At 47.6% G+C, this 21,734-nt stretch carries 18 protein-coding genes; 5 read left to right on the top strand and 13 right to left on the bottom strand.

Features of this window, described 5'->3' with window-relative positions:
• The 3 genes from ADS79_RS24680 to hprK all read right to left on the bottom strand — a co-directional run bounded on the left by ADS79_RS24680 (nucleotide 1) and on the right by hprK (nucleotide 2,861).
• The gene (locus tag ADS79_RS24680) at nucleotides 1–1,176 is read right to left on the bottom strand and encodes an ATP phosphoribosyltransferase regulatory subunit (RefSeq protein ID WP_049740988.1); all 1,176 of its coding nucleotides are present in this window, start codon (nucleotides 1,174–1,176) and stop codon (nucleotides 1–3) included.
• A gap of 234 nt (nucleotides 1,177–1,410) precedes the next feature.
• Complete coding sequence (locus ADS79_RS24675; RefSeq protein WP_049740987.1) at nucleotides 1,411–1,902, bottom strand: acyltransferase; 492 nt, start codon at nucleotides 1,900–1,902, stop codon at nucleotides 1,411–1,413.
• A 23-nt stretch (nucleotides 1,903–1,925) separates the two neighbouring features.
• Nucleotides 1,926–2,861, bottom strand: coding sequence for an HPr(Ser) kinase/phosphatase (gene hprK, locus ADS79_RS24670; RefSeq protein ID WP_049740986.1), 936 nt, complete (start codon nucleotides 2,859–2,861; stop codon nucleotides 1,926–1,928).
• 239 nt (nucleotides 2,862–3,100) lie between these two features.
• On the opposite strand from hprK, the gene ADS79_RS36275 reads away from it, so the two are divergent.
• The 3 genes from ADS79_RS36275 to ADS79_RS24660 are packed head-to-tail and all read left to right on the top strand — an operon-like array spanning nucleotide 3,101 to nucleotide 5,068.
• Nucleotides 3,101–3,862, top strand: a complete 762-nt coding sequence (locus tag ADS79_RS36275) for a hypothetical protein (protein ID WP_236700070.1) — start codon at nucleotides 3,101–3,103, stop codon at nucleotides 3,860–3,862.
• A gap of 11 nt (nucleotides 3,863–3,873) precedes the next feature.
• On the top strand, nucleotides 3,874–4,452 hold the full coding sequence (locus ADS79_RS36270; RefSeq protein ID WP_236700069.1) for a sensor histidine kinase: 579 nt from the start codon (nucleotides 3,874–3,876) through the stop codon (nucleotides 4,450–4,452).
• Nucleotides 4,453–4,468: 16 nt separating this feature from the next.
• A complete protein-coding gene (locus ADS79_RS24660) occupies nucleotides 4,469–5,068 on the top strand; it encodes an accessory gene regulator B family protein (protein WP_049740985.1) in 600 nt (199 codons plus the stop codon).
• A 234-nt stretch (nucleotides 5,069–5,302) separates the two neighbouring features.
• Here the strand turns inward: ADS79_RS24660 and ADS79_RS24655 are convergent, their stop codons facing one another.
• The 4 genes from ADS79_RS24655 to uvrB all read right to left on the bottom strand — a co-directional run bounded on the left by ADS79_RS24655 (nucleotide 5,303) and on the right by uvrB (nucleotide 11,302).
• On the bottom strand, nucleotides 5,303–5,674 hold the full coding sequence (locus ADS79_RS24655) for a phage holin family protein (protein ID WP_236700068.1): 372 nt from the start codon (nucleotides 5,672–5,674) through the stop codon (nucleotides 5,303–5,305).
• Between the two features lie 21 nt (nucleotides 5,675–5,695).
• Nucleotides 5,696–6,325, bottom strand: a complete 630-nt coding sequence (locus ADS79_RS24650) for an HD domain-containing protein (RefSeq protein ID WP_049740984.1) — start codon at nucleotides 6,323–6,325, stop codon at nucleotides 5,696–5,698.
• Between the two features lie 117 nt (nucleotides 6,326–6,442).
• On the bottom strand, nucleotides 6,443–9,310 hold the full coding sequence (gene uvrA / locus ADS79_RS24645; RefSeq protein WP_049740983.1) for an excinuclease ABC subunit UvrA: 2,868 nt from the start codon (nucleotides 9,308–9,310) through the stop codon (nucleotides 6,443–6,445).
• 15 nt (nucleotides 9,311–9,325) lie between these two features.
• Nucleotides 9,326–11,302: an excinuclease ABC subunit UvrB gene (uvrB, locus tag ADS79_RS24640; protein ID WP_049740982.1), complete on the bottom strand. Its 1,977-nt coding sequence runs from the start codon at nucleotides 11,300–11,302 to the stop codon at nucleotides 9,326–9,328.
• Nucleotides 11,303–11,486: 184 nt separating this feature from the next.
• Between uvrB and ADS79_RS24635 the strand changes: the two genes are divergently transcribed.
• On the top strand, nucleotides 11,487–12,416 hold the full coding sequence (locus ADS79_RS24635; protein WP_049740981.1) for a flagellar hook assembly protein FlgD: 930 nt from the start codon (nucleotides 11,487–11,489) through the stop codon (nucleotides 12,414–12,416).
• Nucleotides 12,417–12,499: 83 nt separating this feature from the next.
• On the opposite strand, the gene ADS79_RS24630 is transcribed toward ADS79_RS24635, so the two are convergent.
• From ADS79_RS24630 to ftsE, 6 genes are all read right to left on the bottom strand, one after another.
• Entirely contained in the window at nucleotides 12,500–14,197 is a 1,698-nt protein-coding gene (locus tag ADS79_RS24630; protein WP_049741133.1) for a hypothetical protein, read from the bottom strand.
• 190 nt (nucleotides 14,198–14,387) lie between these two features.
• Nucleotides 14,388–15,656, bottom strand: coding sequence for a PDZ domain-containing protein (locus ADS79_RS24625; RefSeq protein ID WP_049740980.1), 1,269 nt, complete (start codon nucleotides 15,654–15,656; stop codon nucleotides 14,388–14,390).
• 110 nt (nucleotides 15,657–15,766) lie between these two features.
• On the bottom strand, nucleotides 15,767–17,239 hold the full coding sequence (locus tag ADS79_RS24620) for a S41 family peptidase (protein ID WP_049740979.1): 1,473 nt from the start codon (nucleotides 17,237–17,239) through the stop codon (nucleotides 15,767–15,769).
• A gap of 93 nt (nucleotides 17,240–17,332) precedes the next feature.
• Entirely contained in the window at nucleotides 17,333–18,532 is a 1,200-nt protein-coding gene (locus ADS79_RS24615; RefSeq protein ID WP_049740978.1) for a murein hydrolase activator EnvC family protein, read from the bottom strand.
• A 26-nt stretch (nucleotides 18,533–18,558) separates the two neighbouring features.
• On the bottom strand, nucleotides 18,559–19,455 hold the full coding sequence (gene ftsX, locus ADS79_RS24610; RefSeq protein ID WP_049740977.1) for a permease-like cell division protein FtsX: 897 nt from the start codon (nucleotides 19,453–19,455) through the stop codon (nucleotides 18,559–18,561).
• On the bottom strand, nucleotides 19,445–20,131 hold the full coding sequence (gene ftsE, locus ADS79_RS24605) for a cell division ATP-binding protein FtsE (RefSeq protein WP_049740976.1): 687 nt from the start codon (nucleotides 20,129–20,131) through the stop codon (nucleotides 19,445–19,447). The genes ftsX and ftsE overlap by 11 nt, the downstream gene beginning before the upstream one ends.
• Nucleotides 20,132–20,479: 348 nt before the next feature.
• On the opposite strand from ftsE, the gene ADS79_RS24600 reads away from it, so the two are divergent.
• Nucleotides 20,480–21,637, top strand: a complete 1,158-nt coding sequence (locus ADS79_RS24600; RefSeq protein ID WP_049740975.1) for an iron-containing alcohol dehydrogenase — start codon at nucleotides 20,480–20,482, stop codon at nucleotides 21,635–21,637.
• The last annotated feature ends 97 nt before the right edge of the window (nucleotides 21,638–21,734 follow it).

The raw sequence follows: 21,734 nt of genomic DNA, 5'->3' as shown, positions 1-21,734 counted from the left end.
TTACTCCCCCTGTTCCGTCATACAAATCACCTTGCTATATCCATTGCTTTGAATCGTCGCTACTTCTGCTTCCCCACTTACCAAACGCGTGACGACGACAAGCCCATCCTCGCGCAAAAGCCGAGCTTCAGCCAAAGCCTGCTTGCGGCAATCCGCTGTGTAGCAAAGCAGGACACGCGAGATTGGCTGACTGGCCAAGGCCGGGGTAACTTGCAAAAGCCGGTCCATTTTGATCGCAAAGCCCGTAGCAGAGGCAGGACGTCCAAACTGTGCCAACAAATGATCATAACGCCCACCACCGAGGAGCGGAGAACCCAAATCAGCAGCATATCCTTCAAAAACGACCCCCGTGTAGTAATTCAGGTTAATAATCAGATTGAAGTCGAGCAGCAGATCGTCTGTAACGCCGTATCCTTCGAGAGCTTCCCACAAAGAGGCAATCGTATCAACGGCACGTCTCGCTTTTTCGTTGCTGGTCAGCTCATAGGCTTCCGCGATCTTCCCTTTTCCGCCGCGCAAACGAAGCAGAGCTCCCAAGCGGTCTTTTGCCTCACTATCGATGTCTAGTGTCGAGAGCAATTGGCGAAAGCCTACAAAGTCACGTTCATATAAAAACTGACGGAATTGGTTTCGATCGCTTTCCTTTTCAATCGCATCCTCTAAAAGGCCATCGACAAAATCTACGTGCCCAACGGCGATGCGAAACGTTTCTACCCCAGCTGCACGCAAACAAAAAACAGCAAGAGCAATCGCTTCTGCATCCGCATCATCAGAAGCGTCTCCAATCAGCTCGATTCCCGTCTGAAAAAACTCTGCGTTTCGTCCCGCTTCCTTTTCTTGCGCGCGAAACACATTTGCCTGGTAAAACAGACGAATTGGTACCGGTATATCCTTATATAGAGAGGAAACAACGCGGGCGATCGGTGTCGTCATATCCGGGCGTAGCACAACTGTATGACCTTGTTTGTCCAGTAAACGAAACATACGGTCTGTCAGCGTTGCACTGGCAGCCCCGACTGTATCGTAATATTCCAGTGATGGAGTGGAAATTTCTTCATAACCCCAACGTGAAATACACTGTCCCAACAGATGCTCCAGATGCCGTTGCTTCGCCAGTGACTCCGGCAAAATGTCCCTCATCCCTAACGGTTTTTCAAATCCCAACGGCTTCGCCATCGTTATTCCCTCCATGCTTATGATCTCAAAACACTTTACTATGCTAATATGGTAACAAGTTAAAGTATTATGAAGAAGATTACCACGTAAACAAAATACGGTCAACAGAGATTAGAATAGTCGGAAAATTACATCCTTTCAAGACTTCCTCATTGCTCTTGTTATTTTTTATTCGAAAAAAAAGAGTACCCCAACAATGTCGCAGGTACTCTCTAGTATGTTCAATATTCATTTCTATTGCTTGCTTGCCTCACGAATCAGCTGCATCGGATTGCCTCCGACAAAAGCACCAGGTGGGACATCTTTATGTACAACTGTTCCTGCCGCCACGATGGCTCCATCACCAATCGTCACGCCTGGCAGGATCGTCGAATTGGCTCCGACAAGAACACCGTCACCGATTCGAACTTCCCCGAGGCGATATTCCTCGATTAAATATTCGTGGGCTAGAATGGTCGTATTATATCCGATCACGCTATTTCGGCCTATTTTGATCAGCTCGGGAAACATCGTATCCATCATGACCATCAGTGCAACAGCGGTCTGCTCGCCAACCTCCATACGCAGGAAAGTCCGGTACAGCCAATTCTTCCAGGATAAAAACGGTGTATAGCGTGCGATTTGGATCACCGCGAAATTTTTCATGACCTTCCAAAAGCTTACCGTTTGATACATTTGCCACAATGGATTGGCACCTTGAACAGGATACCGTGTTGTCTTTCGCATACACTTGTCCCCTTTTTCCCTTCCTACAGATCGGAATCGACGTCTTCTAAAATCGCACTCGACTGTTTTCGGGAGAAATGGACCGCGGCATTGTACCCCATCCGCTTTAAGCGGAAATTCATCGCTGCCACTTCGATAATGACAGCAAGGTTTCGACCAGGTCTTACAGGTACGGTGATAATCGGGATTTCTGTATCCATGATTTTCAGCGTTTCTTCATCCAGTCCCAATCGTTCGTACATTTTATGTTGTTCCCATAATTCCAGTTGCACGACCATCTCAATATTTTTCACATTGCGCACAGCCCCGGCACCAAACATCGTCATCACGTTAATAATGCCTACCCCGCGAATTTCGAGCAAATGCTGAATCAGCTCAGGAGCGCTTCCGCTGAGCTGCCCCCCTTGTGTCTGCCGAATTTCGACCGCATCGTCCGCAACCAATCGATGACCGCGTTTGACCAGCTCAAGGGCAGCCTCACTTTTTCCTATTCCGCTAGAGCCCATAATCAGCACACCAACGCCATATACATCCGTCAGTACGCCGTGGATCGTTGTCGTAGGTGCCAAGCGATTTTCAAGATAGTTGGTGACTTTGCCAACCAGTGTTGTTGTAGCCAAAGGTGATTGTAGGACAGGTACTCCATGCTTATTGGAAACCTCAATCATTTCTTCCGGGACAGCCTGGTTCCGTGTCACACAAAAACAAGGGGTTTGACCTTGCATGAGAAAATTCATTCGCTCCAAACGCTTTTCTCTCGACAGCGTTTGAAAGAAATTGATCTCAGTCAGTCCGAATAACTGCACACGTTCCTCGGCGTAGTACGAATAGTAGCCTGCCAGTTGTAATCCGGGTCTACTCAAATCAGTTACTGTAATCTCGCGCCCCAGTCCCTCTTCGCCACTCAAAATCGTCATATTAAAATGATCGACGAGATGACTTACATTCGTCTTGCGCATGAAGCTTCCTCCCTACATGGGATTTCCGTCCCTCATTTATATATTCCTATTGTAGCGAAATGGACATACCTACGACAACCTCGCCGCCCGATATATCTGGCAAACTAAGTTGTCGTATCATTTACATTTTTCGCGTTATTTCATAAGATAGAATTGATGTTGGTATCCTGACACAGATAGGTTACATTAGTTTTACATACAGCTTCACTCCGAAATTCGGACCGAGAGGAGGCATCACCTTGGACTTTATACTTCGATTCATACTAGTAGACCTACCAGAAGCCTTCTTGCTACTTACGATTAGCTTGGCCATGTTCAACCATTCCGTCTTTGAAAAGAAGAAACAAGCCTTTTTGTTTGCCTTTCTATTTTCAGTTGCTGGTGAATTTCTTTCTTTTATTGATGTCTTTTATCAACCAAAAGTCTTACTTATGTTCTTGCTCACGACCGCAATGATCATTAGTTTGTATCGTTTCAATCTTTTGAAGTCGGTATTTATGGGAACCACGGCAATTGGGTCTATGATTGTTTCCGAATCGATTGTGTTGGTGATCTTTAACTCCCAGCAAATCTACTGGACAGAGATTCTTTCCACGACAATGCTAACTGTTATTGTTCGTACGATATACTTATTTATTTTTGTTCTCTTTGCATTTACGCTCCGAATGGCCAAATTCGACATCCGTCGGCTCTTTCAACAGAATCGAATCAATCGTTACCTATTCCTATTGATCCTGGTAGGTAGCATTGAGTTTTTACTTATCTTATTTATGAATACTTCATTCTTTATTCGAAGCAATAATTCAGATGTGCTTGCTGCTTACACTCCACAGTTTCAGTTGTTTTTCCAACTTGCCATCCTTGCTTTGTTTATCGTGATCGTCGTTTTGTTCCGAATCTATATAAATTTAACGATTAATCGCGTAGAGGAAGAAACAGGAACTCCTTATTTGAACAGCATTCAAGATCTGTTTACTGCTGTACGTTCGTACGTTCCATGAAGCACGATTCTTTGAATCATTACACGGCTATCAATGGTTTTCTCAAGAAAGAATTGCACCACCATGCAAAAGAATACGTAGAACAACTTTTACAAGAAACCGTCATCATTGAAAGAACAGCAGATACGAGCTCACAAGTCCTGGAGCGGATTAAAAATCCTGCCGTCTCCTCCCTGTTGCAATCCAAAATGGTTGTATGTCTAGCTGAGCGAATTACACTGACCATGAACATCAACGATCTTAGTCAGTTTTCTCAAATGAAAACATTCGATCTCATTAAAATCTTAGGTAATTTACTGGATAATGCGATTCGCGCCACTTCATACGAGCTTGAAGAAAATCGTTATATCATTCTGGAATGGGGGCAGTCAGAACGAGAGCACTACCTCTACATTGAAAATAGCGGACCTACCATACCGGAAACGAAATTGAAGGATATTTATGATGTCGGCTATACAACCAAAAAATCTGGTGAAGGTGGCCTTGGTTTAACTATCGTCAAAACAGTAACAGATCGTTATAGTGGAAAAATCCTAGTTCGCTCAGCTGATGGTGTGACCAGTTTTCGAATTTCTTTTGCAAATCGATAACAGGAGGCTCGATCATATGACTTGGACGGAAAGGCTTTCTCTTCGTATTGCACAATCTATCAAGACCGAGGAAACTCGTTTTTCTGTAGGGCAATTGGCACATGGAATTGAAATTTTTTTACTTAATGTTATGAATTTGATTGCCATTGTTGCATTCTCCTTTTTTTTGGACTTGATAGGCGAAGTGATCCCTCTCCTCCTCTTTTTTTTCGGCTTACGACTCCTGACTGGCGGGGTTCATTTAAAAAACCCATGGGTTTGCCTTATATTTACAGTAGCACTCATCATCTCAGGTGGATTTCTAATCAAGAATCTACCTGAGTTTTCTTCACCCTTTGTACAGATAGGTATGTCAGTTATCGGAGGAGTAGGTTTTCTGATTAACTATTTCTATGCTCCTGCCAAACACACCTACATGCCTAATGACCCAAAAATTCAGAGTAGAAATAGAATCATAGTATTATTAACAATTGGAATTGGTTGCCTATTCTCTGTAACTTTGATAGGATATACCTATAAGCTATCTATGACTTACATACTTGCTGTTTTGCTACAATCAGTTCTTCTCATACCGCGTACGTTCCAGATCGTCTCGTATCTGGAAAACAAATCTTGAAAGGATGATACTTTATGAAGAAACTGCTTCCAACAATCTGCAATTTCTTTGGTTCCCTTTCCGTTTTGAACGTCTCAGGTGTATTGAAGGGCGGATTCATGTACGAACCTACCCCGCCTCACATGCGAGAAGAAAGAAGTAAGTAAGCACACAAAATAGATAGAATTTTCCATCTATACCAATAAGCCCGCATCTTCTTTCCTAGAAAATGCGGGCATTTTGCTGCTCTCTTGCTTATCTCTCTTTTGGTCTGCCGACTACCAAATCGATCAACCAGCCAAAAAGACTCATAAGCGCAGCCGCTATTATGATCGTTCCAAGATTATCCGGCCAAGGTCCCACTTCAAAGCCGTCAATAAAATAGGCGGTTAAAGCAAAGGTAACGGCATTGATTACGAACCAGAACAGCCCCATCGTCAAAAGCTGTAGTGGTAACGTAAAAAACGTCAAGATTGGTCGAATCATCGTATTTACTACGCCCAAGACAAGAGAAGCTAAGATAGCTACCTTGAAGTTCGCAACGACAATCGACTGGAACCAGTCACTGATCAATAGCAGGGCCGCGGCGTTTAACAACAGCTTGACGATCCAACGAATCATGTTCATTTCCCCTCTCCTGTTTACTCCCTAACAAATTCCGAGCACTTCCTGTTCCCAACGTTCAAAAAACTGGCTCATGAAAAGATGACGGTCGCTGGCAATTTCCTGAGCTGTCTTGGTGTATAGCCGCTCCTTTATGAGCTGGAGCTTCCAGGTAAACTCTTTTGCAGGTGTATGCTGATCGGGATGGTCTGATTGAATCGGTTGTCCCAGTACTCCTGAAAAGGCAAAAGCACGGCCTACCCCGATAGCCCCAATCGAGTCCAGCTTGTCTGCATCGAAAAGGATTTTCTCTTCTAACGTTGCTGGCGGACGTTCCTTGCGAAAGCGGTGGGCAAGAATCGTGGACTGCACACGTGAAATGAAATCACCTGACATGCCACGCTCTTTTAACCAGACAGCCGCTACACGCGCGCTGATCTCGGCATGACATTCCCCTGTGCGCCGCTCCTCTGCCCTTCCAATATCATGTAATAAAGCAGACAAGCGCAGAACCTCCATATCTGCTCCTTCCTCTCGTCCGATTCGCTCGCACATCGCCATCACACGCAAATTGTGTTGCCAATCATGAGCCGGGTCCTGTCCATCGAAATGCCTGTGTGCCTCTTCTACCAGATCATCAGGCAAGGCAGCGAGTGCTTCAGCTACATATTCCATCGCTTCTTCCCCTCTCCTTTATTTATACGCATCTACCAGCCAGATCATTGCCATTATCGCAAACGTACAAGACGCAAACAAGACGCCCCTTATTTACATAGAGGCGTCTCGATGACTTTATTTTGAAACAAGCTGCTCCAGCTTCGCTACTGTCCGTGCCTTGTCTCTCTCCAAGATAGGCTTCAGGTAGATTCCTGTGTACGAACCATCCAGCTTGGCAACCTCCTCTGGCGTACCTGTACCCACAATCGTACCACCGCGAGTACCGCCTTCAGGTCCCAAATCAACGATATAGTCAACCGTTTTAATAACATCCAGATTGTGCTCAATGACAAGCACGGTATCACCATTTTCAACGAGGCGTTGAAGAACCTTGAGCAGGCGATCAATATCGTCCGTGTGCAGTCCTGTCGTCGGTTCGTCCAAAATATACAGCGTACGTCCTGTGCTGCGTCTATACAGCTCAGAAGCCAGCTTCACACGTTGTGCCTCACCGCCAGATAGCGTCGTGGCTGGCTGCCCCAGTGTCATGTAGCCCAAGCCTACATCAACGATTGTCTGCAGCTTGCGTTCAATTTTCGGCAAATTGCGGAAAAACTCTACGGCATCCTCAATCGTCATGCCAAGTACATCCGCAATGCTCTTGCCTTTGTACTTCACATCGAGCGTTTCGCGATTATAGCGTTTTCCATGGCACACCTCGCAAGGCACATAAACGTCCGGCAAAAAGTGCATTTCAATTTTGATGATCCCGTCGCCGCTGCAAGCTTCACAACGTCCCCCTTTGACGTTAAAGCTGAAACGCCCCTTCTTGTAGCCACGTACCTTCGCTTCATTCGTCGACGCAAACAAGTCGCGAATATCGTCAAATACACCTGTGTACGTCGCCGGATTGGAGCGTGGCGTCCGACCGATTGGCGACTGGTCAATATTAATGACTTTATCGAGATGCTCCATCCCGACGATTCGGCGGTGCTCCCCAGGCTTTACTTTGGCACCATTCAAATCACGAGCCAGCGTCTTTTGCAGGATTTCATTGATCAGTGTACTTTTTCCGGAACCAGAGACTCCCGTCACGGCAACGAACACCCCTAACGGGAATTTCGCTGTCACATTCTGAAGATTGTTTTCCTTTGCCCCTTCGATTTTGATCCATTTATCCGAAGGCTTGCGGCGCTCCATTGGTACCGGGATGAATTTACGCCCGCTCAAATAAGCGCCCGTCAGTGACTTTTCATCCTTCATGACTTCCTGTGGCGTACCTGCTGAGATTACCTGCCCACCATGTATGCCCGCACCAGGGCCGATGTCGATGATATAGTCACAAGCCATCATCGTATCCTCGTCATGCTCAACGACGATGAGCGTATTGCCCAGCTTGGTCATATGCTCCAATGTCTTGATCAGTCGTGCATTGTCACGCTGATGCAGCCCGATGCTAGGCTCATCCAGAATGTAGAGAACCCCCATCAAGCTCGAGCCGATCTGGGTCGCCAAACGAATCCGCTGGGCTTCCCCACCAGACAGCGTCCCGGCAGCACGACTCAATGTCAAATAATCCAGCCCTACATCAATCAAAAAGTTGAGACGTGCCTTGATCTCTTTTACGATCAGATTAGCGATTTTCGCTTCTCTTTCGGTCATATCAACTTCATTCACAAACTGGTGGGCATCAAGAATCGACAGCGTTGTCAGCTCGGAAATGCTACGACCTCCAACCTTAACCGCTAAGCTCTCCTGACGCAGACGATGCCCTTTGCAGACCGGGCACGGCTTTTGGCTCATGAAGCCCTCAATTTGTTCCCGGATGTAGTCAGAGCTTGTTTCCAGATGGCGACGCTGCAAATTCGGAATGACCCCTTCGAAAGGCACAACTGCCTCTCGAACTTGCCCGAATTCATTTTCATAGCGGAACTGGATTTTTTCACCCGAGCTTCCGTACATGAGAATTTGTGCTTGCTCTGCTGTCAGTTCTTCAAAAGGAACATCCATCCGAATGCCAAAATGACGGCAGGCGGACTCCAGCAGCTGCTGGTAATAGGTCGAGGATTTTGGCTCCCACGCTCCTATGGCGCCATCATTCAACGTCTTTGTCCCATCAGGAACGACCATATCAGGGTCGACTTCCAGCTTGACTCCAAGTCCATCGCACTCCGAGCATGCACCAAAAGGACTGTTAAAAGAGAAGATCCGCGGCTCCAGATCCCCGATCGAGAATCCGCAAATCGGGCAGGCATGTTTTTCACTGAACAGCAGCTCTTCTTGCTCCATTACGTCGACAATAACCTTGCCATCAGCCAGACGAAGAGCCGTTTCCAAAGAGTCCGCGAGGCGAGCCTGCGCATCCGGTTTTACGACGACCCGGTCTACAACAACCTCGATGTTATGCTTTTTGTTTTTCTCCAGCTTGATGTCCTCGGACAAATCGGTGATCTCACCATTTACCCGCACGCGAACAAAGCCTTGCTTGCGGATGTCCTCCAGAAGCTTGACATGCTCTCCTTTGCGGCCCTGTACCATCGGCGCCAGGATTTGCATTCTCGTGCGCTCAGGAAACTCCATCAGCCGATCAACCATTTGCTCAATCGTTTGCGATTGGATTTCAATGCCATGATCGGGACAAATCGGACGTCCTACGCGTGCATACAACAAGCGCAAATAGTCGTAGATTTCGGTAACGGTTCCTACCGTGGAGCGCGGATTGCGGCTAGTCGTTTTCTGGTCAATCGAAATTGCAGGTGAAAGCCCCTCAATCGAGTCCACATCCGGCTTGTCCATCTGCCCCAAAAACTGACGGGCATAGGCAGAGAGAGACTCTACATAGCGGCGTTGTCCCTCTGCATAGATCGTATCAAAGGCAAGGGAAGACTTACCCGAGCCGGACAAACCCGTCAGTACGACGAATTTGTCCCTCGGGATTACGACATCAATATTTTTCAGGTTATGGGCACGAGCACCCTTTACCACAATATGTTCTAATGGCATGAAAAAAATCTCTCCTTAGAGTTCAGCCTTCAGCTCAAGAATTAAGTCACGCAATTCTGCCGCACGCTCGAACATCAAATTGCGCGCCGCTTCCTTCATTTCCTCTTCCATCCGTTCGATGACCGCTAGGCGATCTTTTTTCGGCATTTTCTTGAAGTCTGCGTGTGGCAAATAATCTGCTTTTTCTTCGGCCACCTTGGTAGCCTCAATCACTTCACGAACGGCCTTTTTCACCGTTTGCGGTGTAATTCCATGCTTTTCATTGTAAGCTACCTGAATCGCACGACGGCGCTCTGTCTCGCGGATCGCTGACGTCATGGAATCTGTCATTTTGTCCGCGTACATGAGGACACGTCCCTCCGCATTACGGGCGGCACGGCCAATCGTCTGAATCAAGGAGCGCTCATTGCGCAAAAATCCCTCTTTATCCGCATCAAGGATGGCTACCAAAGATACCTCAGGCAGGTCCAAGCCTTCCCGCAACAGGTTGATTCCGACGAGCACATCGAATTCCCCCAGGCGTAGGGAGCGCAAGATTTGCATCCGCTCAATCGTCTTGATATCCGAGTGGAGATAGCGTACCTTGATTCCGATTTCTTTCAGGTAATCTGTTAAGTCCTCCGACATTTTCTTCGTCAAAGTCGTTACCAGCACCCGTTCATTTTTCGCAATGGTTGCATGAATTTCACCAATCAAATCGTCAATCTGGCCTTTGATTGGGCGAACAGAGATCGTCGGGTCAATCAGCCCTGTTGGACGGATCACCTGCTGCACCACTTCCGGGCAGTGCTCTTGTTCATAATTACCCGGCGTAGCAGAAACGTAAATCGCCTGATTCACTTTCTTTTCGAATTCCTCGAATTTGAGCGGGCGGTTATCCCGTGCAGACGGCAGACGGAACCCATGCTCTACCAGAACGTCTTTGCGAGCACGGTCACCGTTATACATCGCACGTACCTGCGGCAACGTCATATGCGACTCATCCATTATCACGAGGTAGTCATCCGGGAAGTAATCCATAAGCGTATATGGCGCATGCCCGGCAGGCAGACCCGTTAAATGGCGCGAATAGTTTTCAATTCCGGAGCAAAAGCCCATTTCCATCATCATTTCAATATCGTAGCGCGTGCGCTGCTCCAGTCGTTGTGCCTCCAGCAGCTTGCCTGCCTCACGGTACTCGGCAAGTCGCTCCTCCAGTTCAACCTGGATGCTTTCCACAGCCAGCTTCATTTTCTCCTCGCGAGTCACGTAGTGAGAGGCTGGGAAAATGGCGATATGATCACGCTGACCCAGAATTTCACCGGTCAAAACATCGATAGACGTGATTCGCTCGATCTCGTCGCCAAAAAACTCGACGCGAATCGCCTGCTCACTCTGGGAAGCCGGGAAAATCTCTACGACATCACCACGTACGCGGAAAGTACCGCGGGTGAAGTTGATATCATTGCGTGTATACTGGATGTCGACCAGACGATGCAAAATCTCGTCTCGACCTTTTTCCATGCCTACACGCAAGGACAAGAGCAGCTCCCTGTACTCCTCGGGCGAACCCAAACCGTAGATGCAGGAGACAGATGCGACGATGATGACATCGCGCCGTTCAAACAATGCACTGGTGGCAGAGTGACGCAGCTTGTCGATCTCATCGTTGATGCTGGAGTCTTTTTCAATAAACGTATCCGATTGGGGAATGTATGCTTCTGGTTGATAGTAGTCATAGTAGCTGACGAAGTATTCTACTGCGTTATTGGGGAAAAATTCCTTGAACTCCGCGCATAGCTGGGCAGCCAATGTTTTGTTATGCGCCATCACCAGCGTCGGCTTGTTCACCCGAGCGATCACCTGGGCTGCTGTATAGGTCTTTCCCGTACCCGTCGCACCCAATAGTGTCTGATGTCGCTGCCCGGCTTGTATGCCCGCTACCAGCTCGGCAATGGCAGTCGGCTGGTCACCGGACGGCTGATACTCCGATACCAATTCAAAACGCTCCATTCCCTCGTTCATCTCCTCGTTGCATGACTGTTTCTATTTCCATTATAACACATTTACGGCTATTATAAGCCGGAAATTCGAACAAATGTTTGTCTTTAGCACAAGCCAAGTTTTTCCGATAATAAAAATGGAAGTAGATATACGCGTCCTAATGATAGATTCGCCACGTTCAGGGAGGATTCTCATGTCAGATAGCGGAACCACCGTTAAAAATAACTTTGTCCAACCACATATGAGCTATAAAGGCAAAAAGGAGTTCACGACCGAGCTTGACTCCAACGCCTTCATGAAACTAATGCTGGAGCAATTGAAGCATCAAGACCCAATGTCTCCAATGGATAACTCTCAATTCATTCAACAGACGAGCATGATGACCATGGTCGAAAAAATTACGAAGATGACTTCTCTCATGGAGCAGTCCAACAACAGCATGCTGACGCTGGAGAAGTATGAATCGCTCGTTGGTCGTACAGCTACTTACTCGCTCACGACAAAAGACGAGCTCACAGGCGAGACCTCTACACAGACCAAAGAAGGCCTCCTCCAAGGTGTTTATATGAATGACGGAAAAATCTATTTCCGGATGGCTGGCGAATCCAACCCGATCCCACTTGCGGATGTGAAGGGTCTTGAGTCGCAGGGCATGACTGGTAGTGCTCTGGACAGCAGCCTGAAATTCATTGAAATGATCGGTAAAGATATTTCGTACAAAATTACCAAAAGTGTAGACAAGGATGGCAATCCTGCTACTACCGACGATATTACCGAAGTAGACGAGATCGTAAATGGCGTCATTAGCGGATTTACGATGAAAAATGGAACCGCTGAATTCCAGCTGGAAGACGGGGCTACTGTAAATCTGGATAAAATTGTTGGCATGACTGTCAAGCCGGAGAGCAAGACAATGAGCAACTCTCTCCAGTATGCGCAGATGATCGGCTACAAGGTTTCGTATAACGAGGGTCAGACGAATTCAGATGGATCGACTACTACCAACAGCCTGTCTGGTATCATCAAGGCTATCAGCATGAAAAATGGTCTCGTCGAATTTGTTCTTGAAGATGGCAAAAAAGTCGCGTTGAATCAAATCACCGGCTTTGAAGCAAATGCATAAAATCAGATAGAAAAGCCGCGTCCCTCTTTTTTCAGGAGGTCGCGGCTTATTATTTTCAAGCTCACTTCAACGGCTTTAGCGCTTTATTCCTTCACAATGACCTTTCCTGTTATCCCATCCACGTAAACAGTCTGATCTACCTTAGCTTCTCCTCCGCAGAAGCAATGAGAGCGTGTCTGTCGGAAAGATAGATCATAGCCAAGCTTCCAGGTGACTTCACCCGTTTGCGCGTCTGTCTGATGAATGTAGGTCAACTCAAGCGGAAATGCCTTGAGTAATTGATCGACAGCCGCTTGTTCTGTGATTGCCTTTGATTTGTCAGGAGTACGCAGCACAGAAGGTGAAGCCAAGGTCAGCTCCTCCAATGCTCCGGTTACAGCGTTCATCTTCAAGGTGTACATTCCTTCTTCACTCTGCTGTCCTGCCAGATAGACGGGAATCCCTTGTAAAAGAGGATCAGCAGTAATCAGCGTATAGTTGGCATCCCCTACATCTTTCATCCGCATTTGACTAGTACCAGCAGGAATCAAACGTTTTAAAAGCGTCTCCGCCTCTCTCCAGTCACGCTTCTTATCGGTTTGGATGTTCACATCATCCCCGTCTTTTACTACCAGTTTCGTCAATTGTCCTGTCTTGGCGTTCGTCTCCAGGAGAATATGGAGTCGCTTATCTTTGCTGATGCCACGTGCAAATTGGCCGATCATGTACTTTTTATCCTGATCCTTGATTCCTTCCTCGAATTGCCCCCAGATAAAAAGGCGCCTTTCCTGTCCATCACCGTAGTTCTCCGTAAATGTCACAAGCGGAAGTTTGTCCGTCTCCTTGCGTACTAACGATCTGACGAGATCACCAGCCTGCTTGTTTGTTTGCGCGATCCATTTTTCACCTGTCCCCGTCATGCTGATGGTTTGTACAGGCTGTTTAACCCGATTTACTGTCTCAAGCAGCCTTTTACCGCTGAAGGCATCCACCGCACTGCCTGTGAACGTCCGATTGATGACGCCATCCTTCACTACATAGGCTAGACTTGCTTCTACCGGTGACTGTCCCTGATTTTCCTCCGGGAGCAGATACACCAGCTCCAACGGTTTGCTCTCCTTGAATGTAAGCAAAGCCTGCGGCGCAGAGATGACACGCTGTGGTGAGGGGAGAGAAGTCAGACTGATTTTCTCATACAGCCTACCGTCAAATGTACGGAACGACACAACTTTTCCAGTGCGATCAAAACTGACCATCGCATCGTAGTCGTCATCGAGCACGACATTGTTCAGCTTCCGTACCAGCCTGACAGTCAAAAGGTCATCCGCACGTGTCACTTCTCTTGGCTGATACGCATGACCAGGAGGGAGTAATCCCGTTACAAAAGCCTGTGCTTTTGTCTTGGCTACCTGATCCGTTGGGAAAGCAGGCTTCGTCAGTGAATTCGGCTGCAAATCCAGCACCAAGAGGCTCCCTGTTTGTGAATTAAAAATAGCTCGATCCTCTTTCGCCGTTTCATCTCGCACAGCTGATTTCGAAAAGATAACCTGGACACCACTCACCCCCGGTCCATCCACATCACCTCCAAAGATGACATGTCGACTGCCGAGCTCAGGGATCAAACGCACGAGCTGCTGCACGCCTTTTGACACCTGCATCGGAACAGCAACCACTGCCTGGGCACTCCATGGAGCCATTTGCCCCACACGTGCTTCTGCACTCGCTCCGGCAAACGGTGCCGTATATAAGCTCACTGCCACTAACGCTGTTGTCAGAACACAAAGAACAGGCCTTTTCATCATCGACACAGCCTATTTCACTCCCTCTTTTTTCCTCTTACATTCAGACGCACCACTTTGCATTTAGTTTTGCGAATAGACAGGCTATTCAAGAAAAAATTTTTTATTGAAAGGATTCGCGAATTTCTCAACAGGACAAAAAAACGGGAGAGACAGACACCCCAGCCTGTGTGTCCATCTCTCCCAACTTCGATTATGCTCCGATATTTAGCTTTTCCAGCTTTTGCTTGATCAGCTGCACGACACTCGCCCGCTTCAAGTCTACAAAAACCCGCGTCGACGAATCAGGAACCACGATGATGCCCAATTGATGATGATTTCCTGCATAAACAGCGCATTGCACAAATTTCAGTTCCCCGTCATGTGTCAGTACTTCCATTTTGCAAAAGGCTGAATTAGCTTGCAGTGCTGGATACAAATCTTCTTTGTTTCGGACAGGAATACCATTCACCTTGACAATGATTTCTCCCGGTGCAATTCCGATTTCTTCTGCACGCGTGCCAGGAATGACTCCCATCACCTTGACCCCTCGTGAAGACTGTATAAAGTACGGCGACCGTTTTCTCTCCTGGGCCTGGCTTCGGAAAAACAAGCCTTCGTGTCCAAAAAGCGCATACAGTCCTGCTACGAAAAGCAGCGGCCAGAACCATACCGCAAGTGCTGTCAAAGCCAGCAATACTACCGCATAAATCGCCAATTGCTTTGCGATCTGCTCTGCTTTCTTACGCGGAGTCATCGTCTGGGTCATGTCAGAAAAACCTGTCACAGTAGGTAAGAGCATTAAAGCAAACGATGCCGCTCCCGGCGAAAAGAATGGCCATCCGGGATACAGCGCTCCACTCAATGCTCCTGGCTCCATTTGGACAAACAGCACCAATGGCGTCAACCAAAAGGAATGGAGTAAATACGCTCCTACAATCCGTCCGCGCTGCCCCTCTACAAACAGTGGCGATGCATCACGACCGCCGTTCCACCGAACAAGCAGCGCTTCCAACAAATGCATGATCGCAACGAGTGCCAAAAGCGGCAATGCCTTCGCTTGACGAAGCATTTCCCAGACGGTGCCAATTCCCGCTACGTCTGATACTCCCGGAAAGACCTGCGCAATGGCATGCAAAATCGTTAACAAGCCTGCCGCGTAGGCAAAGCAGAGGAAACGTAAACGAATGAGCGCCATAATCAGAGCAAGGCCCCATAAAATCCATAAGTCTTGTGCCTGCACTACCACACCAAGTCCTGCGGCAAGCACGGAAATTAACAAGCCCCCTACCAACCCCATTCCTACAGACCGAATCGTAGAAAGAAGCGGTGACTGGATTCGGGCAGCAAACAACTGTCTTTCCAGATTCATCTGCCTTCGATAATGCAGATAAATGAAAATCAGGAATACGTAAAAGAGTGGATTGAGAAAAAACGCAGCAAATCCAAATGCAATGGAGAGCAGATCTGCCTGTATCGCCAATTGCCTCACCTCAAATGGAAAAAGAAAAACCACGGCATGTGATTTACCGTGGTTATCATTTCTACGAATGTCAGGGAATTCCCTGCCTCGTATGCTATGGATTATTTTGGTTACTTCACGCTGACAACATCAATCGCTTTTTGCAATTGCAGATCGTTCTGCGGATCACGCATAACCTTGCGCAAGCGTTCCTCCAGCTGCGTGCGAGTCGCCGCGTCTACCTTTCCGGTAACAGGCAGCTTGTGCGAGGTCTGGAACTGCTTGATTACTTGCTCTGTTTTTTCGTCAAAGTAACCATCATCTCGTCCTGGTGACAGATTCAATCCTGTCAGGATCAATTGCAGGTTTTTCACTTCGTTGCCTGCCATGTCACGAGACAAGTCCTTATCAGCAGGAAGCTGAACAGCGTTGAAATACGCCGGTTGTTCTACTTTGAAATCAGGCTCGATTCCCTTTTTGTGAATCCACTCGCCTTTTGGTGTAACCCATTTGGCAATCGTCAGCTTCAACTGACTCTTATCAGCCATTTCCATGGTGCTTTGGACAGTACCCTTACCAAAGCTCTTCTCGCCTACCAGCTTATAGTTGCCACTATCCCGCAATGCACCTGCGAGGATTTCCGAAGCACTTGCGCTACCACCGTTAATCAAAAGAGAGATCGGATACGGCTTGGCTGCATCAGTAGTCGAGCGATATTCTTCTTTTTGTTGACCGCCTGCTCCGTACTCGATTTGAACAATGACACCTTTTTTCGGAACGAGTACTTCCCCAATCTCCTTCACAGCGAGCAAATACCCACCCGGGTTTCCACGAACATCGATGACCAGGCCACCAATGCCCTTTTTCTCCAAGGAAGCCAATTGATCCTTGAAGTGCTTTGCTGTCTCCGTAGAAAACTGGGTAATGCCGATCACACCAACTTTTACACCATTTTTCTCGATAATCTGGCTGTTCACGGTCTCAATCGGAATATCATCGCGTACACACACGATGGTGATCGGTTCAGCTACACCCCCACGCGCGATTTGTAAAACAGCTTTGGTTCCTTTTGGTCCACGGATTTTCATTACGGCCTGATTCAAATCCAAGCCTTCAAGTGATTCACCATTTACGCTCAGGATTTGATCATTTGGCCGCAGTCCTGCCCGTTCCGCAGGTGAATCTTTAAATGGAGAAACGACGGTAACCCGTCCATTTTGCAAAGTAACTTCCGTCCCAATTCCTTGGAACGTGGAATGCAGAGTAGACGTAAACTGCTCAGCGGAACGCGGGTCCATGTAATCACTGTATGGATCCTCCAATGAACCTACCATTCCCCCGATGGCTCCCTCTACTAACTGCTCATTGGTGACATTTTGGATGTATTCCTTCTTGATGGCTGAAAAAGCTTCGTACAGCTTTTTGAACTCCTGAGGATACTCTGCCCCTGTTGTTTGGAACAGCTTATTGCTCGATGCAGTAAGTGCCCCGTTCTGATTCGCATTAGCGCTAGCAGAAGTCTTCATCATCGCCATGGTCAAGAAGCTGCTGGCCACCATCGAGATGATTACAACCGCTAGTACGGTACGCCCTTTCCATTTCATTGTTACGTCACCATCCTTTGTGCTACCGGTGAAAAGATATGCTGCTATTGTATGCAACTCCGGCTAGCAATATTTGTCTGGCCGCAATCCTCACTATTTCAGGTACGGCATCGGGTTGACAGCAACGTCGTTTTTATAAACGGTAAAGTGAACGTGATTTCCGGTAGATCGTCCAGTAGAGCCGACCTCTGCAATCTTTTGGCCTTTTGTTACAGATTGTCCCACAGAAACCTTGATACCACCCTCGCGAATGTGTCCATACAGAGTCGTAATCTCATCGCTGTGTTTAATCATTACCGTATTGCCAAAGCCGTTTGAGTAACCGGCGAAGATTACTACTCCATTGGCTGCTGCCATAATCGTCGTCCCTTTTGGTGCTGCCATGTCTACTCCATTATGCCCAGCTGAACGGCCTGTAAACGGGTCTGTACGCATCCCAAAGCCTGAGCTGAAGCGGAATTGTCCGTCTGCTACCGGCAGTCCCAGCTTTCCACCTTTGTATCCGCTGCTACTGCTGCTCATCGCACGAACACGCTCGGCATATTTATCTGATTCCGCTTTGGTCAGAGCAATCAGCTGTTGACCGAATTGCTCCAAATCTTCTTCCAGTGCAGATTCTTTTTTCTTCAGCTCTGCCTTGACCACCAGACTGTGCTTGTACTGCTTGTCCAATTCAGCCTTGAGACTTTCCGCTTCGTCGAGCATTCCTGCATATACAGTTAATTGATGGTCGATCTCTTTCTTTTTCACTTCAATCGTTTCTTTGTCACGCATGTTGTCTTCAAGGATACGGGTATCCTGCTCCAAAATCAATTGCAGCCCTTCCATGCGCGTGAGGAAATCTCCAAAATCAGACGAGCCGAGCAGCACGTCCAGATAAGAGACCTTCCCACGTTCATACATGGATTTCACACGCGTTTTTAGCAAGGTTTCCCGCTGCGCGACACGTAATTTGGCGTCATCCAAATTATCCTGTGCTTCCGCTGCCTTTTCCGTTGTTTCATTCATCTGCACTTCGAGCTTGTCCAGCTTCTTCTGTGTCTCGTTACGGCGCAAATCAATCTGCATCAGCTCCGTCTGTAAATCCTTCTGTTCCTTTTGCACGGCGCTGATTTTTTCTTCGGTTTGTTTTACTTGTTGCTTTTGCTGTGCTCTTTTCTTCTGTATCTCTTTTAATTCCCGATTGATCTTGTCCAAAGATGCTTTACTAGCTGCCCAGGTTACGTTTGTCGGGATTGCTGAACCGGCCACCAGACCGGCGATCAAGAGTGTTAGCAGAATCTTCTTCCTCATGATACTCCTCCCACGTTCTCTAAATATTAAACTCGCAAGAAACGACGGACCGACACCATGCTTCCCCAAATCCCGATAAACGCACCGATTGCGAGCAAAGCAAGTGCTACTTGATATACAAGCGGGAACAGTGGTAACAGTGTAAATAGTTGAGTTGCTTCAAAGCTCGACTTGATCGCGTCGAGCAGATAGTGGTAGCCCACACCTAAAATGATGATCGGAATCAATGCTCCGGTGATCCCCATGAGCAGCCCTTCAACAAAGAAAGGCCAGCGGATAAACCAGTTTGTTGCCCCAACGAGCTTCATGATTTCGATTTCTCTGCGCCGTGCAACGATTGTGAGCTTGATCGTATTGGCAATCAAGAACATCGCCGTAAAGCCCAATCCGATGATGAAGCCGATTCCTACATTTCGGACGGTATCTGTTGCGGCAAACAGCTTCTCAACTGTGCCTTCTCCGTAGTTCAGGCTTCTGACATTTTTCATTTGCTTGATTTGCACTGCCAAGGCAGCCGTATCCTGAGGCATTTTTGCTTTTATAACAAAGGTGTCTGGCAGTGGATTTCCTTTTTCCAATCCATCAAAAAGATACGCCTTGTCCCCCATACTTTCACGGAACTGCTTTAAGCCTTCGTCCTTGGAGATAAACTGGACGGATTCCACTTTATCCAAGGCACGTACATCTTGTTCAAATTGCTGCAAAGCTTCTTTTGGAGTGAGATCCGCCATGAATACACGAATCTCCACCTGTTTTTCCACGGATTGCGCAAAATAGTTGACATTCATGGCCAATACGAGGAAAACACCGAGGATGAACAGTGTAAACGTTACGGCACTGATTGAAGCGAACGACATCCAGCCGTTCCGCCCGAGGTTTTTAACCCCTTCACGGACATGGCGCCCTAGCGTTCTAATCTTCATAACCGTATTCCCCTCTCTGCTCATCACGGGCAATTTGTCCAGCTTCGATCGCTATGACCCGTTTTCTCATCGTGTTGACAATTTCGCGGTTATGCGTCGCCATGACGACAGTCGTACCACGCTGATTGATTTCCTCAAACAGCTTCATAATCTCCCAGGAGGTCTCTGGGTCCAGGTTTCCTGTCGGTTCGTCGGCGATAATAATTCCCGGGCTGTTTACCAGTGCACGGGCCAGTGCGACCCGCTGCTGCTCCCCACCAGACAGCTCGTTCGGAAGCATTTTTGCCTTGTGCTTCAGCTTGACCAGACCCAACACGTCCATCACACGAGGCTTGATCTGCTTTGGATTACTCTCGATTACTTCCATGGCAAAAGCGACATTTTCAAATACGGTGAGCGTTGGCAATAATTTAAAATCTTGGAATACGACGCCAATACTGCGACGGACCGTAGGAATCTGGCGTTCCTTGATCCGGCTGACATTGAAGCCCCCCAAGAAAATTTGACCCTTTGATGGCTTTTCTTCCCGATACATCAATTTGATGAAAGTAGATTTCCCGGCACCGCTGGGACCCACCACATACACAAACTCGCCTTTTTCAATCCGAACGTTGATTCCTTTTAATGCACTTGTACCATTCGGGTACGTTTTCCATACGTCGAACATTTCGATCAAGTCAATCACATCCTACATTGTCAGATCCATTCTTTTTCTTGATCCTGATTTATTTTATCTTGTCGAAAAAGCCTATCAAATCAAGGCAAATCGACAATTCCCCTCATCTCTTTCTCACCCGCTGCCAAACCTTGCCTAAAAACAGCGAGAAAATCCATCTTATATATTATACCACCCTCCTTCGCTGATGGAATCCACTAAATCTCTCAATTCTTGTCGAAACCGCTTCTATTCGTTTGAAACCGACACCATTTGTGCAGAAAATCCCGGCAGCACATCGCCAGCTAGCATCCATTTGCTCTGTTCGCTACAATGAGTACGAGTGAACTGTGGAAAGGAGCATGCATGATGAATCCATTTGTCTACCATAACCCTACGCAATTGATTTTTGGACGGGGACAGCTGTCCATGTTGAAAGAAAAAGCCGAGCAACTCGGTCAAACCGTCCTGCTGGTTTATGGAGGAGGCAGTATCAAGCGTTCAGGCCTCTATGAAAAAGTTGTCTCCCTTCTGCAAGAGGCTGGCTGCCGTGTGCTCGAGCTGTCAGGGGTTGAGCCAAATCCTCGATTGAGCACCGTCAAAAAAGGAATTGAGCTGTGCCGTCAGGAAGGCGTCAACTGGATTTTGGCAGTAGGTGGCGGAAGTGTCATTGACGCAGCTAAAGCTGTCGCTGTCGGCGTTCCTTACGAAGGCGATGTGTGGGATTTCTATACCCGAAAAGCACTCGCTACAGAAGCCCTTCCTTTGGGAACTATCCTTACTCTGGCTGCAACCGGCTCTGAAATGAACAGAGGCAGTGTCGTTACCAATTGGGATACAAAAGAAAAGCATGGAGCGTCTACAACGTTCCCTGCGTTCTCTATCTTAGACCCGGAAAATACGTTCAGCGTTCCACGCGATCAAACCATTTACGGAATCAGCGATATCATGTCGCACGTATTTGAACAATATTTCACCCATACACCTGAAGTTCCCCTACAGACACGTTTCGCAGAATCCATTCTGAAAACGGTGGTTGAAAACGCAGATCGCGTCTTGGCAAATCCAGATGACTACGATGCACGCGCCAATATCCTCTATTGCGGAACCATGGCTCTGAACGGCACGTTGCCAGTCGGGGTAGAAACAGATTGGGCGACTCATTCCATCGAGCATGCCGTAAGCGCCGTTTATGATATCCCGCATGGTGGTGGGTTGGCGATTATCTTCCCGAAATGGATGCGCTATGTGTATCGTGAAAACGTAGCTCGCTTTGTCCGTTTCGCTGTAGAAGTATGGAATGTCGATCCATCTGGTAAAACAGATGACGAGGTTGCTTTGGAAGGAATTGCTGCAACGGAAGCATTTTTTGCCAGAATCGGTGCCCCTACCCGCTTGGCTGACTACGAAATTGATGATCAGCATCTGCAGCTGATGGCAGAAAAGGCAACCCCATTTGGCCCAATCGGCAGCTTCAAAAAGCTGTCGAGTGAAGATGTAGCGCAAATTTTGCGTATGTCACTGTAAGCTGTAAACGAGTAGCATTCACCTATGAAAAAATGCCGCGCTCCCTTCGGGTAAGTTCGGCATTTTTTTTGCGTTTATCCCTATTTTTTATGGCCGG

The organism is Brevibacillus reuszeri (genome assembly GCF_001187725.1).
GTDB classification, from domain to species: domain Bacteria; phylum Bacillota; class Bacilli; order Brevibacillales; family Brevibacillaceae; genus Brevibacillus; species Brevibacillus reuszeri.
The sequence above is the reverse complement of the archived record's forward strand: the minus strand, read 5'-3'. Positions and strand labels throughout refer to the sequence as shown.